Annotated in this window: 14 protein-coding genes and 1 riboswitch; of the genes, 3 read left to right on the forward strand and 11 right to left on the reverse strand. The window is 46.4% G+C overall.

The window, feature by feature from the left end:
* Nucleotides 1–119 precede the first annotated feature (119 nt).
* The 3 genes from sdhB to J2Z66_RS17350 are packed head-to-tail and all read right to left on the reverse strand — an operon-like array spanning nucleotide 120 to nucleotide 3,338.
* Entirely contained in the window at nucleotides 120–887 is a 768-nt protein-coding gene (gene sdhB / locus J2Z66_RS17340; RefSeq protein ID WP_209972709.1) for a succinate dehydrogenase iron-sulfur subunit, read from the reverse strand.
* 2 nt (nucleotides 888–889) lie between these two features.
* Complete coding sequence (sdhA, locus tag J2Z66_RS17345; RefSeq protein WP_209972710.1) at nucleotides 890–2,650, reverse strand: succinate dehydrogenase flavoprotein subunit; 1,761 nt, start codon at nucleotides 2,648–2,650, stop codon at nucleotides 890–892.
* Nucleotides 2,651–2,666: 16 nt separating this feature from the next.
* Entirely contained in the window at nucleotides 2,667–3,338 is a 672-nt protein-coding gene (locus J2Z66_RS17350; RefSeq protein WP_209972711.1) for a succinate dehydrogenase cytochrome b558 subunit, read from the reverse strand.
* Between the two features lie 274 nt (nucleotides 3,339–3,612).
* On the opposite strand from J2Z66_RS17350, the gene J2Z66_RS17355 reads away from it, so the two are divergent.
* A complete protein-coding gene (locus tag J2Z66_RS17355; protein ID WP_209972712.1) occupies nucleotides 3,613–4,512 on the forward strand; it encodes a LysR family transcriptional regulator in 900 nt (299 codons plus the stop codon).
* Here J2Z66_RS17355 and J2Z66_RS17360 read toward each other — a convergent pair.
* The 5 genes from J2Z66_RS17360 to J2Z66_RS17380 form a co-directional block, all read right to left on the reverse strand.
* Nucleotides 4,509–5,168, reverse strand: coding sequence for a potassium channel family protein (locus J2Z66_RS17360; protein ID WP_209972713.1), 660 nt, complete (start codon nucleotides 5,166–5,168; stop codon nucleotides 4,509–4,511). The genes J2Z66_RS17355 and J2Z66_RS17360 overlap by 4 nt on opposite strands.
* 12 nt (nucleotides 5,169–5,180) lie before the next feature.
* Complete coding sequence (locus J2Z66_RS17365; protein WP_209972714.1) at nucleotides 5,181–6,533, reverse strand: TrkH family potassium uptake protein; 1,353 nt, start codon at nucleotides 6,531–6,533, stop codon at nucleotides 5,181–5,183.
* Nucleotides 6,534–6,587: 54 nt separating this feature from the next.
* A riboswitch (cyclic di-AMP (ydaO/yuaA leader) is annotated at nucleotides 6,588–6,735 on the reverse strand.
* 188 nt (nucleotides 6,736–6,923) lie between these two features.
* Nucleotides 6,924–9,062, reverse strand: coding sequence for an excinuclease ABC subunit UvrC (gene uvrC / locus J2Z66_RS17370; protein ID WP_209972715.1), 2,139 nt, complete (start codon nucleotides 9,060–9,062; stop codon nucleotides 6,924–6,926).
* A gap of 571 nt (nucleotides 9,063–9,633) precedes the next feature.
* On the reverse strand, nucleotides 9,634–9,948 hold the full coding sequence (gene trxA, locus J2Z66_RS17375; protein ID WP_209972716.1) for a thioredoxin: 315 nt from the start codon (nucleotides 9,946–9,948) through the stop codon (nucleotides 9,634–9,636).
* A 170-nt stretch (nucleotides 9,949–10,118) separates the two neighbouring features.
* A complete protein-coding gene (locus tag J2Z66_RS17380; RefSeq protein WP_209972717.1) occupies nucleotides 10,119–10,511 on the reverse strand; it encodes a MerR family transcriptional regulator in 393 nt (130 codons plus the stop codon).
* Between the two features lie 242 nt (nucleotides 10,512–10,753).
* On the opposite strand from J2Z66_RS17380, the gene J2Z66_RS17385 reads away from it, so the two are divergent.
* Both J2Z66_RS17385 and J2Z66_RS17390 read left to right on the forward strand, forming a co-directional pair.
* The gene (locus J2Z66_RS17385) at nucleotides 10,754–10,900 is read left to right on the forward strand and encodes a YqzM family protein (protein WP_209972718.1); all 147 of its coding nucleotides are present in this window, start codon (nucleotides 10,754–10,756) and stop codon (nucleotides 10,898–10,900) included.
* Nucleotides 10,901–10,977: 77 nt separating this feature from the next.
* The gene (locus J2Z66_RS17390; protein ID WP_245375622.1) at nucleotides 10,978–11,982 is read left to right on the forward strand and encodes a globin-coupled sensor protein; all 1,005 of its coding nucleotides are present in this window, start codon (nucleotides 10,978–10,980) and stop codon (nucleotides 11,980–11,982) included.
* Nucleotides 11,983–12,328: 346 nt separating this feature from the next.
* On the opposite strand, the gene dnaI is transcribed toward J2Z66_RS17390, so the two are convergent.
* From dnaI to J2Z66_RS17405, 3 genes are all read right to left on the reverse strand, one after another.
* Complete coding sequence (gene dnaI / locus J2Z66_RS17395) at nucleotides 12,329–13,279, reverse strand: primosomal protein DnaI (protein WP_209972719.1); 951 nt, start codon at nucleotides 13,277–13,279, stop codon at nucleotides 12,329–12,331.
* 70 nt (nucleotides 13,280–13,349) lie between these two features.
* The gene (locus J2Z66_RS17400) at nucleotides 13,350–14,855 is read right to left on the reverse strand and encodes a replication initiation and membrane attachment family protein (protein WP_209972720.1); all 1,506 of its coding nucleotides are present in this window, start codon (nucleotides 14,853–14,855) and stop codon (nucleotides 13,350–13,352) included.
* Nucleotides 14,856–15,014: 159 nt separating this feature from the next.
* Entirely contained in the window at nucleotides 15,015–15,890 is an 876-nt protein-coding gene (locus J2Z66_RS17405) for an alpha/beta fold hydrolase (RefSeq protein WP_209972721.1), read from the reverse strand.
* Between the last annotated feature and the right edge of the window lie 12 nt (nucleotides 15,891–15,902).

A 15,902-nucleotide genomic window follows, 5' to 3' on the forward strand; every position in this document is an offset into this window, starting at 1 on the left:
GCGTTTAAATGAAGTCTAAATTAACAGTATAACGAAACTCCTCAACAGTCAACACACCCCTGGACCAAAAAAATAAGGCCCGGACTCCATCCAAGGAAGGAGCCGGGCCTATTATATAGTTATACGCCTAACCATTTCTTAAACATATGCTTAGTTGTATCCGCGTTAATCGCTGCAATCGAGGTAGTGAGCGGAATGCCTTTCGGGCAAGAGCGAACACAGTTCTGCGAGTTTCCACAGCCTTCAATGCCGCCTCCGTCTTCCATCAAAGCATCGAGACGCTCATCCTTGTTCATCTCACCCGTAGGATGCGTATTGAACAGACGAACTTGCGAAATCGCTGCTGGTCCGATAAAATCCGTTTTTTCGTTAACGTTCGGACAAGCCTCCAGGCAAACGCCGCAGGTCATGCATTTGGAAAGCTCATAGGCCCACTGCCGCTTGGACTCTGCAAGCCGGGGACCAGGCCCCAAATCGTAGGTTCCATCGATAGGAATCCACGCTTTAACTTTCTTCAGCGCGTTAAACATACGTCCGCGGTCGATAACAAGGTCACGCACAATCGGGAACGTGCTCATAGGAGCCACGCGGATCGGCTGTTCCAGCTTATCCACAAGCGCTGAGCAGGCTTGACGCGGTTTGCCGTTGATCACCATCGAACAAGCGCCGCACACTTCCTCCAGACAGTTGGACTCCCAGCATACAGGAGTCGTACTCTGACCGTTAGCGTTCGTCGGGTTACGTTGAACTTCCATCAGTGCACTGATGACGTTCATGTTAGGACGATAAGGAATTTCAAACTCTTCCACATATGACTTAGTATCCGGATTTTCTTGACGGGTGATGACAAACTTTACCGTTTTCTGAGATGTAGTCGTTTCAGCCATGTCTAGCTTCCTCCCTTCTTCTTATCGGCCGAATAGTCACGCTTCCGCGGTTTGATCAAAGATACGTCTACATCCTCGTATTCGATCTTCGGACCTTCAGTCGTCCACTTGGCTATTGTCGTCTTTAAGAAATTCTCATCATCCCGCTCAGGGAATTCCGGCTTATAGTGAGCCCCGCGGCTCTCATCGCGCAGCAGCGCCCCAAGCGTCATAGCTTCCGCAAGCTCCAGCATGTTCCACAGCTGGCGCGTGAATGCGACGCCCTGATTGTTCCATCTCGCGGTATCTGTCATATTGATATTGCCGAATCTTACCTTCAGCTCTTTAATTTTATTAATCGTTTCCTGAAGCTTGGCATTGGTGCGGACAACCGTCATATTCGTATTCATCCAATCGCCAAGCTCTTTGTGAAGCACATAGGCATTTTCCTTGCCGCTCATGGATAGCAAGCTTTCAAAACGGTCCGAATGCTTCTTCTTCTCACGGTCAAACAACGTGGAAGAAATATCAGCCGAATGCTTCTTCAAGCCGCGGATATACTCAATTGCTTTCGGTCCGGCTACCATGCCGTCAAAAATAGCCGACACGAGCGAGTTAGCACCAAGCCGGTTCGCGCCGTGATGCTGGTATTCACATTCGCCGGCTGCAAACAAGCCAGGAACATTCGTCATCATATTATAATCGACCCACATGCCGCCCATGGAATAATGAACAGCCGGGAAAATCTTCATTGGAATTTTACGCGGATCATCGCCCATGAACTTCTCATAAATCTCAAGAATACCGCCAAGCTTAACATCAAGCTCCTTCGGATCTTTATGAGACAGATCCAGATAAACCATGTTCTCGCCATTAATACCGAGCTTCATATCCACACATACGGAGAAAATCTCGCGCGTCGCAATATCACGCGGTACAAGGTTACCGTAAGCCGGATACTTCTCTTCAAGGAAATACCATGGCTTTCCGTCCTTATAAGTCCACAAACGTCCACCCTCACCACGTGCTGACTCGGACATCAGACGAAGCTTGTCATCTCCCGGAATAGCCGTCGGATGGATTTGGATCATCTCGCCATTGGCGTAATTAACGCCTTGTTGGTATACCGCACTTGCTGCAGTACCTGTGTTAATAACAGAGTTCGTTGTTTTGCCGAAAATAATACCAGGACCACCAGTAGCCAAAATGACCGCATCGCCAGGGAACGTTTCTACCTGCATGCTGCGCAAATCCTGAGCTACAACACCGCGGCATACGCCGTCGTCATCAATAACTGCACCTACAAACTCCCAGTGCTCGAACTTGGTGACCAAACCGGCTGTTTCCCAGCGGCGAACCTGCTCGTCCAGCGCGTACAACAGTTGCTGGCCCGTAGTCGCACCGGCAAAAGCGGTACGGTGATATTGTGTGCCGCCGAAACGACGGAAATCCAGTAAGCCTTCCGGTGTACGGCTGAACATAACGCCCATCCGGTCCATCAGGTGAATAATTCCCGGTGCCGCTTCGCAAAGCGCTTTTACCGGAGGTTGATTTGCCAGGAAATCCCCGCCATAAACCGTATCGTCAAAATGCTCCCAAGGAGAATCGCCTTCCCCTTTCGTATTTACCGCTCCATTAATGCCGCCTTGTGCACAAACAGAGTGGGAACGTTTAACCGGAACCACGGAAAAAAGCTGGACATGAACCCCGGCTTCCGCAGCTTTGATCGTGGCCATTAAGCCTGCGAGGCCTCCGCCTACGACAATTACTTTTGAATTCGCCATTCTAGTTCGCCCTCCCTTAACCGATATTTCCGATATATGTCCCAATAGCTGCTGCTGTATCCGCGAAATCCGAACTTGTAAAGGCAACCAGAGACAGAATAAATAATACTGACATGATCACAAACACGCCTAACCATACAATGGTGGAGATGCGCTGCGCGCGAGGTCCAACCGTAATTCCCCAGCTTACCAGGAATGACCACATACCATTGCTGAAATGGAAGCTAGCCGCTAGAACACCAACTAAATAAAATGCAAACCACCATGGATTCGTGGCAATATCATGCATCGTACCGCCAAGCTCCGCGTGCTCCACGCTACCGACAGCCACCTGTACACGAGTTTGAAAGACGTGCCACGCGATGAAGATAAACGTGATGACACCAGTTACCCGCTGCAGGAAAAACATTTGGTTACGGAAATAACCATAGTTGGATACGTTATTACGTGCCTGGTAAGCTACGTAAAGCCCGTAAACGCCATGATAAAGCAGCGGAATCCAGATTCCGAAGATTTCCAGGAAAAGCACAAGCGGCAAATTATTCAGCCATTCGATCTGAGCAACGAACTCAGCAGGTCCCTTGGTTGCCGAGTAATTCGTCAGCAAATGCTCGATTAGAAAAAAACCGACTGGAATAACGCCTAGTAAAGAATGAAGTTTTCGAAAATAATACGAATTTCCGGTCATTGAATCCATTTCCCCCCTAATTGTAAAAAATCCGACAATATCAGTCAAAGCCACATATCATTGTACTCCGGGTAGATACAAGCGTCAACCCAGAATCATCCACAATTCATTCACGCCTATTTTGCCATATCTCTTTATGATTATACTAAAGGGAGCATAAAAACTGTGAACAGCCTGTGACATATACATCGTACCTCTTTATCGCTTATAATGGAAGTGCTTATTTTTTATAATTGGTTATAACTATTTAACATAAGGAAGGATGATGGTAAGCATGGAGCTCATGGATGTATTTGCCGTTGTTGTCGAACAGGAAAGCCTCAATAAAGCTTCTCATGTATTGAATTTATCTCAACCAGCCCTCTCGCGCAAAATTATGAAGCTGGAGGAGGAGCTGGGGGTAGAGCTTTTTTTTCGCAAAGGAAAACGTCTGGAGCTTACCCGGGTTGGACAGATTTGTTATGAGCATGCACTGGAGCTGCGCCATTCCGACCGTAAATTTAAGCAGGCTATATATGAATACAAAGCGTCCGGCAAACACAGCTCTATTACGATCGGCGCCAGCTTGACCACCCTGCAGGCCACACTGCCCGATTTGATCACCATCTATTTAAAGGATCATCCCATGACCGAAATCAAAGCATTGACCGGCAAAACACATGAAGTAGTGACCATGGTCAAAGAAAAAAAGGTTGATATTGGGCTGGTTGCTTCCCAAATCAACGCCTTCGGCTTAAGCTGTGAGCCGCTCTTCAATGACCATCTTTGCCTCGTCCTGCCGCTTGGACATAGCTATATTGACCGCTCAGCTCTCGCCATCCGCGATTTACATGAATTGCCGATGATTCTTTTCTCCAAGGGGACTTGGTACCGCATTTTGATGGACGAGCTTTTTCAGCGCTTCAATATATTTCCCCAGGTGCAGATGGAGATCGATTCCTTCGAAGCCATTATCCGGCTGGTCTCAACTTGTAAAACAGCAACACTGCTGCCCCAGTCTTACCTGCGTGATGATTTGATCCGCAACAGCGAGCTGATTTTACGCAACATTCCTGAGCTTGAGCAAACGACCCGCACCACGTCGCTTCTCTACTCTGAGGACGCTTCTGCTCACCCGGAGGCACTGAAGTTCATCGATAAAGCCAAGCAGCATTTTTCTCTGAACCGTGCTTAATCCACGACTTCCAGCTCGAATTTTTCAACTTGCTCATTCGTACCAATGATAACCATAACGTCATTTTCATTTACTACATCTGCTGCCGACGGGGCAATAATAATGCCGCCCTTCTTGTTAATAGCGACCACACTGCAGCCGTATTTGGCCCGTGGGTCAAGCTGTTGAATCGAAAACCCGCACAAATGCTTGGGTACAGATAACTCAGCTATCGTATAATCCTTGGAAAGCTCAATATAATCCAGCAGGTTAGGCGAAACGAGCTGATGCGCCACACGAATACCCATGTCCCGCTCAGGAAAAATGATTCGATCCACACCTAGCTTGTTTAACACCTTGCCATGCAGCTCGGAAAGCGCTTTGGCGACTACTTTTTTCACACCCAAATCCTTGAGCACAATCGCAGTCAAAATACTAGCCTGAATGTCGTCGCCAATGGCAACAACAGCACAATCGAAATTGCGTACCCCTAGGGACTTAAGCACCTCGTCATCTGTCGAATCCGCTACAACAGCGTGTGTGAGCTCATCCTCCATAGCGTCAACGGCCGCTTCGTCCTTATCGATTCCCAGAACCTCATAACCCAGCTTGATGAGCTCTCTGGACAGGCTGGAACCAAATCGCCCTAATCCGATAACCGCATATTGATATTTCATTGCTTGCTTCCTCTATCCTATTGTAATTTTCCCTTCCGGGTATTTGTATAATTCTTTTTCCTTTTTGGGCTGCAGCGCGTATGCCAGCGTAATCGGCCCTAGCCTCCCGGCGAACATGGTTATGCTGATTAGAATTTTGCCAATCATCGTTAACTCCGGCGTAAGCCCCATCGATAAGCCTACTGTACCGAAAGCCGAGGTGACCTCGAACAAAATAGTTAAGAAAGGTGCGCTCTCTGTAGTGGACAGCAGCATGGCAACGAGAATGACTAGAAATAAGGCCAGCATGGTAAGTGTAATAGCTTTGAAAATACGGTCCTTCGCTAAGCGAAAGCGGAAGAAAACAATATCCTCCTTCCCGCGAATCATAGCCAGCATGGCCCCCACCAAAACCGTAAAGGTCGTAGTCTTGATCCCGCCCCCTGTAGAGCCTGGCGATGCGCCGATAAACATAAGAATAATGATGAAAAATTGGGTTGCCTGGCGAAGTCCTCCAATATCAAGACTATTGGCACCCGCCGTTCTCGGCGAGACCGATTGGAAGAAGGAGGCCAGCACTTTACCACCGAAGTTAATGGAACCCAGTGTCTTGGTATTGGTATATTCAAAAATAAAAATCACAATGGCGCCGAATATAATCAGAAACGCAGTCATGCTAAGCACAACCTTGGAGTGTAAAGACAGCTTCTTCTTGTTCTTGTACTCCAGCAGATCGGATAAAACAACAAATCCGATTCCCCCCAGCACAATCAGGGCCATAGCTATCACATTCGTCATGAAATCGTCGGCATACGCCGTCAAAGAGCTGAAAGGCCCGGTAATAGAACCAAACAAATCAAACCCGGCATTATTAAAAAAAGAAATGGCATGCCAAATGCCAAAAAACAGCGCTGTTTGGAAATCAAGATCAAATGACCAACGAATAGTGAACAGCACCGCTGCAATCGCTTCGATAATCAATGAATACACCAATACTTTTCGAAAAAGCCGAACAATCCCTTCCATACTTCCTTGATTTAACGCTTCCTGCAAAACGAGCCGTTCTCTTAATGTAATCCGCTTGCGCAGCACAAGAGCAAATAATGTAGACATACTCATAAACCCCAAGCCGCCAATTTGGATCAGAATCACAATAATAATCTGACCAAACATAGTGAAATGAGTTCCTGTGTCCACCACAACAAGCCCTGTTACACATGTAGCAGAGGTCGCTGTGAACAGCGCATCAATAAATGGGGTGGGAAGCCCGTCCTTTGATGCAAGCGGCAATGATAACAGAAATGTTCCGATCATAATGATCGCTGCGAAACCGAGCACAAGAACCTGAGGAGGTGTAAGCTGCAAAATGGTTGATGACTTCTTCATATTTCCTCCTGTGCAAGCAAAAAAGACACTGGAAATCCAATGCCTTCTTAGGTATGGTTCCTGACGTAAAGCCTACGAGGTTAGCTGACGGATTCGGATGCGCGGTTCACCCTATTTGTTAAAGCACCAAAGCGCAGTAACAAAATTCACCCCACTTACATGGTTCCCCCGTTTTCGTGTAGAAATTCGGCTTCTTATTCAATTGATTTGAATTATATACCCCTTTGTCTCCCCACACAAAGTTGTTTTCAGCCGATTTGTGGTGATATTCATGGCATAACCAGCTTTATTTCCTACATAAAAGGCTCTTCCGCTTCGAAATCATGGATTTGCCCCGTTTTGCGTTCTCTTTTGATAAAAAACTTCGAAATTTCAAAAATAACTTGAATGCTATGAGGTCCCCACTTCATCCTGCAGCGCCTTAAGAATTTCCCCTGCCAGCTTTTGGCCAATTCCCAGAGTACGGAATTCCTCAACCTGCGCTTCTTTCATTTTTTTCACGGAGCCAAAATGCTTCAGTAGCATCTTCCTGCGCTTCTCGCCGATACCCGGAATCGAGTCCAGCTTCGATACAACCATCGATTTGGCCCTTGTTTCCCGGTGGAACGTAATTGCAAAGCGATGCACCTCGTCTTGAATGCGCTGCAGCAAATAGAATTCCTGGCTGTCCCGGGGAAGGGGAATAACCTCTGGCGGATCACCGATCATCAACTGTGCGGTCTTGTGCTTTGCGTCCTTGACAAGTCCACATACGGGCACATACAGCCCAAGCTCATTCTCCAGGATGTCCAAGGCCGCGGAAATCTGCCCCTTGCCTCCATCCACAACGATTAAATCCGGTAAAGTCAGGTTTTCCTTCAGCACCCTCTCATAACGTCTGCGAATAACCTCACGCATCGTCTCATAATCGTCGGGGCCTTGTACCGTTTTAACCTTGTACTTGCGGTATTCCTTGCGGTCTGGCTTGCCATTTACGAAGACGACCATCGCTGACACCGGGTTCGTCCCCTGGATATTCGAATTATCGAATGCCTCAATCCGTGATATCGCTGCAGTCCCCAGCCATTCGCCCAGATTCTGCACAGCCTTCACAGAGCGCAACTCGTCCCGTTCCACGAGTCTGAATTTCTCGTTCAGCGCAGCACGGGCATTGTCTTTCGCCATATCGACCATCTGCTTCTTCAGACCACGCTGCGGGAACAGCACCTTCAGCTTCAGCCACACTTCCAAGGCTTCCTTAACATCCTTCTCCCTTGTATCCGCAGCCTCTGAGGGAATGTTGGTCTCTGCTATTGCATCTACTGCTTCTACTGCTTCTACTGCTTCAACTTCATCCATTCCTGGATGATTAAGTGCAAATCCGGTCAGATCAGCAGCTTCCGATCCCGCAGAATCAACAGCGATCTCGCCTGATTGATCAGCAGCCTCCTGCCCGTCAGGTTCAACAGCGGTCGCTCCAGATGGATCAGCAACCTCCAGCCCAGATGGATCAACAGCGGTCACCCCAATTGAATCAGCAGCCTCCGCTTTAAGCTCAAGCTCCCTCTCTGGTGGTGCCGGCAGGAAAATTTCCTTCGGCAGTGCAGGATTTTCACTATACATCTGCATTACGTAAGTAATGAAATCTTCATATTCTTCACCATAGTATGGAAAAAGTGAAACGTGACGTTCTATCAGCTTACCCTGGCGCATGTACTGGATATGTACGCACATCCAGCCCTTATCAACGACGTAACCAAACACATCACGGTCAACTGCATCAATCGTTGTAATCTTCTGCTTCTCCATAACAGCATCGATATAAACGATATGGTCACGCAGCTCCTTGGCCCGCTCGAAATTAAGCTCTTCCGAGACTGCCTGCATTTTCGCCTTCAGCTCATTTTTGATGTCCTCATGCCCGCCATTCAGGAAACGGGTGATTTGCTGCACCATCCGCTCGTTATCCTCCGCCGCTACATCTTGAACACAAGGTGCCAAGCATTGTCCTATATGAAAGTATAAACATACTTTATCCGGCAAAGTCTTGCACTTGCGCAGCGGGTATAAGCGGTCCAGCAGCTTCTTCGTTTCCTGGGCGGCATAAGCATTCGGATACGGCCCAAAATACTTGCCCTTATCCTTGATAACTCTCCGAGTAACCTCCAGGCGCGGATGCTCCTCTTGGGTAATCTTGATATAAGGAAACGTCTTATCATCCTTCAGCAGAACATTGTAACGCGGGTGATGCTGCTTAATCAGATTACATTCCAAAATAAGCGCCTCCATATTACTGGAGGTAACGATATACTCGAAATCGCGAATCTCGCTCACCAAGAGCTGGGTTTTGGCATTATGACTGCCAGTAAAATAAGAGCGCACACGATGCTTCAATACTTTAGCTTTACCAACATATATAATCGTGCCAACGGAATTTTTCATTAAATAGCAGCCGGGTTTATCAGGAAGCAGTGCTAGCTTGCTGCGTATCGTTTCCATGCTTTTTTCGCGGTCACTGCCAGCATCCCCGATATCTGTATACTCATTCATATCCTTCATCCCACCCTTATAAACTTATTATGATTGCACGGTGGGTACCTGCTATAAGCTGTGAGTTGCCCTTCATAATTATATCAAAAGCCGTAATTGTCAACAAGCGAACACGCATATAAAGGCAATCATACAGAGTAAAGTGGTGACTACATTGTGCCGCAAAAGCTAGTCCATCAGCACCCCCTACTTTTGGATCATTAACGATGTTTTTCATCACTAAAAGATGAAAGTTCTGGAAGCCTCGCCTTTTAACGATGTTTTTCATCGCTAAAATGCCTTTATCGTAGGAATCAGGGCTTGGTTTGGCTTAATAGTGATGTTTTTCATCCTTAAACGATGATATCTCCTGAATTTTTGCCACTTAGTGATGTTTTTCATCACTAAAGGACAGTGTGATCAACTTATCCACATACTCCAGATACTCCAGCCTTCCCCAGCAACAAGTACAAGTCCAAACAAAAAAATTCTTCCCCCGACCAGCGGAGAAAGAATTTTAAGTCAATTTTATTCGAGTTGATTCCTTTAAGATTAATTTCAAAAAAGATTGAAAAAATCGAAGCTTTAACGATTATTGGTGGCGAGCTACTACATTTTTCAAAGCATCCTTGGATTGGAAGCCTACGATTTTGTCTACAGGCTGACCGTCTTTGAACACGATAAGTGTAGGAATGCTCATTACACCAAATCTGGATGGGGATTCCGGATTGTCATCCACATTTACTTTAGCAATTTTCAAAGTTTCCAATTCTTTGTCAAGCTCTTCAAGAACTGGAGCAATCATTTTGCAAGGACCACACCAAGGTGCCCAGAAATCTACAAGCACAGTGCCTTCCCCTTCTACTTCTGTTTTGAAATTAGCGTCAGATACATTTATAATCGCCATGATCGTTCCTCCTGATATTAAATTTATATTGGATTTTATATGCAACAAGTAGTATTCTACTGATGTTGTCAACATGTAAAGTATACCACAAAGCTAGTCTATTTCAACCGCTCACCCAGGTGCCAGCATTTCACAATTGCCTTCGTACCATCTTACCCATTTGACTATAGCTAGGGCATGTTTTCGGATGGACGATTAAGGGAAGTCTGTATACTCTGCTCCTGTTTGATGGACTCAATTCGTTCCAGTAAATTGGAGCGAACCTGATTTAACTGCAGCAGCTGACGGTCAATTCCCTCTAACTTTTGCTCGTACACCGGAAGCACCTCCTCACAAAAAGCTTCCTTGCTGATCATTACACAGTTGAGAAAATTTTCAATCTCATCTGTATTGAAGCCAAGGCTTATATAAAATTGAATCGTCTTCACCCGCTCAATGGCTGTGCTGTTGTAGACCCGGTAGCCATTTTCCAAACGGTCTGAGACAATCAGATGCTTGGTTTCATAGTACCGCAAGGAGCGTATGCTGGCACCGGTCAGTTGTGATAATTCTCCGATCCGCATTTGGAACGCCTCCTTTTGCACAATCAATTTATGAGCACGATGTGTTTGACTTGGTAGTCTTATTCGACGTGTTCAATGTTTATTAAGCTTATTATAAACCATAACACTAATGTCATAGTCAAGCGTTTTTTGGAAAAGCATCCCTGAGTTCTCATATTTGTCACTTCCATTATCTTTACAAGCTTCATCAAAGTTGGGTATACTATGCTTATACGCGATATGGATATGAAGGGGGTACAAACATGAGTGATCCCAAACACCCGGAGCTTCATGTGAATGAAGAGCCGCGCAATGACTTTCTCGATGCGGCAATAGGCTTCGGAGCTTTTTTTGGTTTTTTGCTGCTCATGGGCGTTGTGGCCACTGTTATTAAATTGCTGATGGGCTAATACACGGCACCGATTGAACCTTTCTGCTTAAAAGGCGGAAAGGTTTTTTGCTTAAAAAGATTAAAGGAGCGATACCATTGATTCAAGTTACGGAAGCAAGAAAGGCTATGCTCGACTACATCGGGTTAACTGATGAAGACTTGCAAATCTTAAAAAACAAGGAAGCAGAATTCAAACAAATTGTAACCGCTTTAGTGGATGAATTGTATGATGACATTACCAAATGGCCTGAATTAAACGCAATTATTAATTCTCATAGCACGTTGGACCGCCTCAAGCAAACTCAGCACTGGTACTTCCTTTCCATGACATCGGGAGTTATAGATAATGAATTCATTGAGAAACGATTGGCTATTGGCCGAGTACATTCCAAGATCGGGCTGTCTACGAATTGGTACCTGGGAACTTATTTAAAATACTCAGACCTCGCCGCCATTCATTTTAAAAAAATACTTCCCCATCAATGGGTGCAGGTTACACATTCTCTTAGCAAAATGTTCAGCCTGGATTCCCAGCTCGTTCTCGAAGCCTATGAGCAGGATGAGCAGGCCAAAATTCAACAGCTCGCCGATGATCAGCAGGAGATTCTAACAACCGTTAGCAAAGCCGTACAGGACCTTGCTGCGATGATTGTTGAGCTTACCAGCAGCAGCCAGGCTGTAGCAGAAACGGCCATTTCCACAGCAGAGTCCCAGGATCAGTCGCATTCCAGGCTGCAGGACCTGAACAAGGAAATTGAAGATATATCCGATATGGAAACAACGATGAGAGACATATCCGAGCAAACGCACTTACTTGGCTTGAATGCAGCGATTGAAGCCGCACGCTCTGGTGAGCATGGCAGAGGCTTTCAGGTAGTCGCCAATGAAATCCGCAAGCTGGCCGCAAGATCCAAGAACTCGCTCGATCTGATTCACGATAAGCTGGAGAGCGTATCGCAGGCTCTGGAAATCGTTGAAACAAATTCCAGACAGACCTCTATCTACGCCCGTACCCAAGCAGCCAGCGCACAAGAGCTCACTTCCTTCGTACAAATGATTGACCGGGTTGCTGAAGAGCTGGATGAATTACGCAAAGAGTAAACTATACATAAGCACAAAAGCAACAAGTTTAAAACGTTACACATTAAAGTTATGAGCCTTCATTTTTTTGAACAATCTGAACAAAATAAAGCCGAAAAGGGCAATCCCCTTTCGGCTTTATTTTAATTTTCCCATTAATCCCTTTCCCTCAGAAAGAAAGCCCTTGCCAGCAGTCCGTTGAACGTGGCTTGCTCTGCACTTGTAGCTGAAAGAGGGACCAAAGTCTAATCAAGGGAACAAATCTTTAACAGCGGCTAACAGCAGTTGGAGCCCGCATTTACTCCCTCCGCCTTGCACCCAAGTCTCGAAAACCCTCATCAAAGGATGCAACAAGGCGTTTTTTCCATCAGCTTCCGCGCTTGTTCTCTCCCTCGACGTGTACCACACTGACAAAAGGCCGAATCCGGTCCATAATTCGCTGGCCCTTGAACTCCTCATCCCCATCCTTATTCGTGAAGCTGAAATGCTTCTCTAATCCGGCTAAATCATAATTGGAGGTGAAAAATGTAGGCTTGCGATTCATCCGATGATTCAGAATAGCTCCCAGCACATGATCACGCAGCCATGGATTCAGATTCTCAGCACCGATATCATCTAATACGAGCAGATCCACATCCTTAAGCAGATCGATTGTCTCCTTCAGCTTGTAAGGCTCCTGAAACATTCCTTTCAGATCCTCAGCGAAATCTGGCGTGTAGACAATCGCACCTGTCATGCCGACCTTAGCCAATTGGTAGAGCATGTAGCACATAAGAAATGTTTTGCCTGTTCCGAATTTCCCAACAAGGTACATGCCTTGGGGCTGAAGGCCTTCCTCAGTCGCTTGAATCACATATTTATTAATTTGGCCTACTGCCTTTGCCCGATCCAAGTCCTTCTCTACAATTTCCGCAAAGGAATAGGCGCGGCTGAACACATTCGGATCTACGTGAAAGGTTCGAATCCGGCTGCTGATGGCATCCTGGGCTTGCTTGGCCGTAAATTTCTTGCAGGCAACCTTTTCCTCATGAATAAAAGACCTTCCGTTCACAGTTTCCGCATTAAGAATCGTATAATGTCCTGTCATATCATTCGGGCAAAGCTCGAGCCCCGGGCAGTTGGAGCAGCTTTTATATTCGCTCACATATTGGTAAAGCTTGTTCATATTGATTTTGACTGTGTAATCGTCTACTTCCGGATACTTTTGGCGAAACTTGTGAATCAGCGGATCAGCAAGAACGTTCCTTACCTTTTCCTCCGCTTTCTTTTTCCATTCTGAATCCGGTAATGATTTTAATATGTCGGATAAGGATTCCATGCCTTCCACCTCCCCCGGTAATAGACTTAGCTGCTCAGCTTATCCATCCACTTATCGAGCCCGTAATTGTTTATCGATTAAGCTTTTCATCCAGCTTCTGAGCTGTTCTTCGAATGTCGTCAAGCTCCTCATCCGTCAACCTGACTGTCTTCTTGTCGCTCTGCACGATAGGGATGTTCGGCTTTTGCTTGCCGCCCTGCCTGCCCCGCGTTGCGGACCCGCCACCGGCTTTTGCTGCTTCCACCTTCGATGCTGCCTTTTCCTTGAACCTGATTTTCTCACGAACATAATCAACAGCCTGCTCATAACTAAGAATCTGCTTGCCCAGCATATCGGAGGCTACAGCCTCAATCGAAGATTTCGACCAGGATCGGCGGTCAATATGAAGAAAATGAATGAGTACGTTAATGACTTCTTCTTTAAGCTTATAATTCAAATCGATCTTTCCAAAAATATCCAATACTCCGTCAGGAATAGCTCCCTGGGTGAAAAATTTCTTAAGTACATACGTATAGGGCTCATTACGGAGTATGTAATTATACTGATGATCCGTACATTCGCCACGAAGCTGCCCGGGTACGTCCAAATAATATTCCATTTCCACGGACATTTCAGCCGGCTCCTCCTCTTGAGGAACGTTCGTATAGCTCTGGGCATGAACCTCTGATTTGGCTAAGGTGCGCTCCCTTTCCTCATCCCGCTTCTTTGTCTGTCTGAAAAATAAATTAGCGTTATATTGCAGCAGATCCGTCTGCAGCATGCCATCCTCTGTAAAAACGCCGTCCTCGTCCAGCAAACGGCACATATCCTGCAGGGACAAGCCATATTTTTTGGCTGCAATATTGATGGATACGATCTGCTCCGGCTTATGCTTGAGCGCTTCGACAAAAACTCTGTTGTTCGATTCCCGCGGGAACCGCATAATAATGTCGGCATACAGAAACCCTTTGGTCGTGACATCCAGATTGGAGTCGGCCTGTCTGCCCGCTGAAGCTTCGTATAAGGCTTGTTCCAGCTCGTAGTCAATAACCTTCGTATTTAGCTGAAAGAGGTCGTAGAACGGCACTGAAAGATTCTCAGCATTCGTCTCACGGCATTCATCAGGCTCCGGAGCCAACAGCTCATCGCGAAGTGAAAGCAGCATAAACTTGCCTACCTTGTCCCGCAGCAGCAAAGTTAAATGCTGGTTTCTAAAAAATTCATTAGGACCCAGCGGCGCAGACAACGCGTATTCGTACATATAGTCTTCTTCTTCAGCCAGGTATCTTCTAGAGGTTTGCAAAAGTCCAATAGCTTCCAGTTTGGAGGATTGCTCGATAAAATACTTGCGGCCGCGTTCGCCTTGTTCAAGCTCCATCATCAGGAAAAGTCTGCGCTGCTGCTCCAGCGGTGAATACCCGATCCGCTCTGAATTAAGCTGCTGGTACAAGGTCATGTACAGTGTTATCGCGTAAGCTCCCAGCATCGGTTGATACATCATCGTTAACATTTTATAATCCAGGCTGCTCAAAGAAAAATCCCTGTTTACACAGAAACGGTGATTTTCCGTAAAATGCAGCATATTCGTTATTCGCATATATACTTCAAACTCCATCCCAACAAAATCAGCGAGTACCTTTCGACAATCGCCTTCTATAAGTCTACCACAAAAATCGACATACAAGAAAACAAAAAAACCTACCTCACGGATAGGTTATACTTCTGACTGCATAAGCAGCGCTGCGCCACAGCCTACTCACCTAGCGGACAGACCTTCCCCCTCTTCATTCTTCATGTACTGTTCAGGGTTTAATTGCTGGGCAATCTGCAAGTCCAGGTCTGTACGTTTCAAATCCTGATTCTCCAGGCTGTTCACCCATAAACGAAGCAATTCATTCATGCGTCTGGCGTTCTTAGTCGGGAGCTGATGCCTGGCACCCTTAATAAAATACAAGGAGCTGTTCGGAAGATGATCATGAAGGATATGAGCATACGGATGAAAATTAGTGTTCTTCTGCCCGTAAATGAGCAGTATCGGGTGACGGATAGCATGCAGTCTTTGCGTACAGTTGTAGTGCAGGGAATACTCGAAATACTCTCTTATATTGTCGGGATCTCCATGAAGCGAGCTCCTGCGTAAATTTCGGTAAGTAAGCGGCATGTCCGCATTGCCCAAAGAAATCGCTGAGGCCAGAACATTGCGCAATGGACTCAAGCTGGAAAGCTTGGTTGACATCCACAGCAAACTTTTGTTAAGCCGGTCGGTTATTTCCGATGTGCCGCTGACGATGATGCCTCCCAAGAAACGATCCGGATAGGCGAGCAATGCTTCAAGCACGATAGATGCTCCCACTGAATACCCGCAAAGGTAAGCTTTCCTGATGTCCAATGCATCAAGCAGTTGACGGATATCTTCGGCAATAAGCGGATATGTCAGCTTTCGCCTCGAAGGCAGACTTTCTCCATGACCTCGGATATCGAATGTGATGACTTGGAAACTGTCGGACAGCTGTGCTTTTTGATAATTAAACACTTGTGCTGACAATAAAGAGGGATGAATCAGCACAAGCGGGATTCCTTTTCCGGTGATGTGATAATGCAGCAGAGTTCCGTTCACTTCTAAGAAAGGCATGGCCAAACCTCC

This window comes from Paenibacillus eucommiae (assembly GCF_017874215.1).
GTDB lineage: Bacteria > Bacillota > Bacilli > Paenibacillales > NBRC-103111 > Paenibacillus_AI > Paenibacillus_AI eucommiae.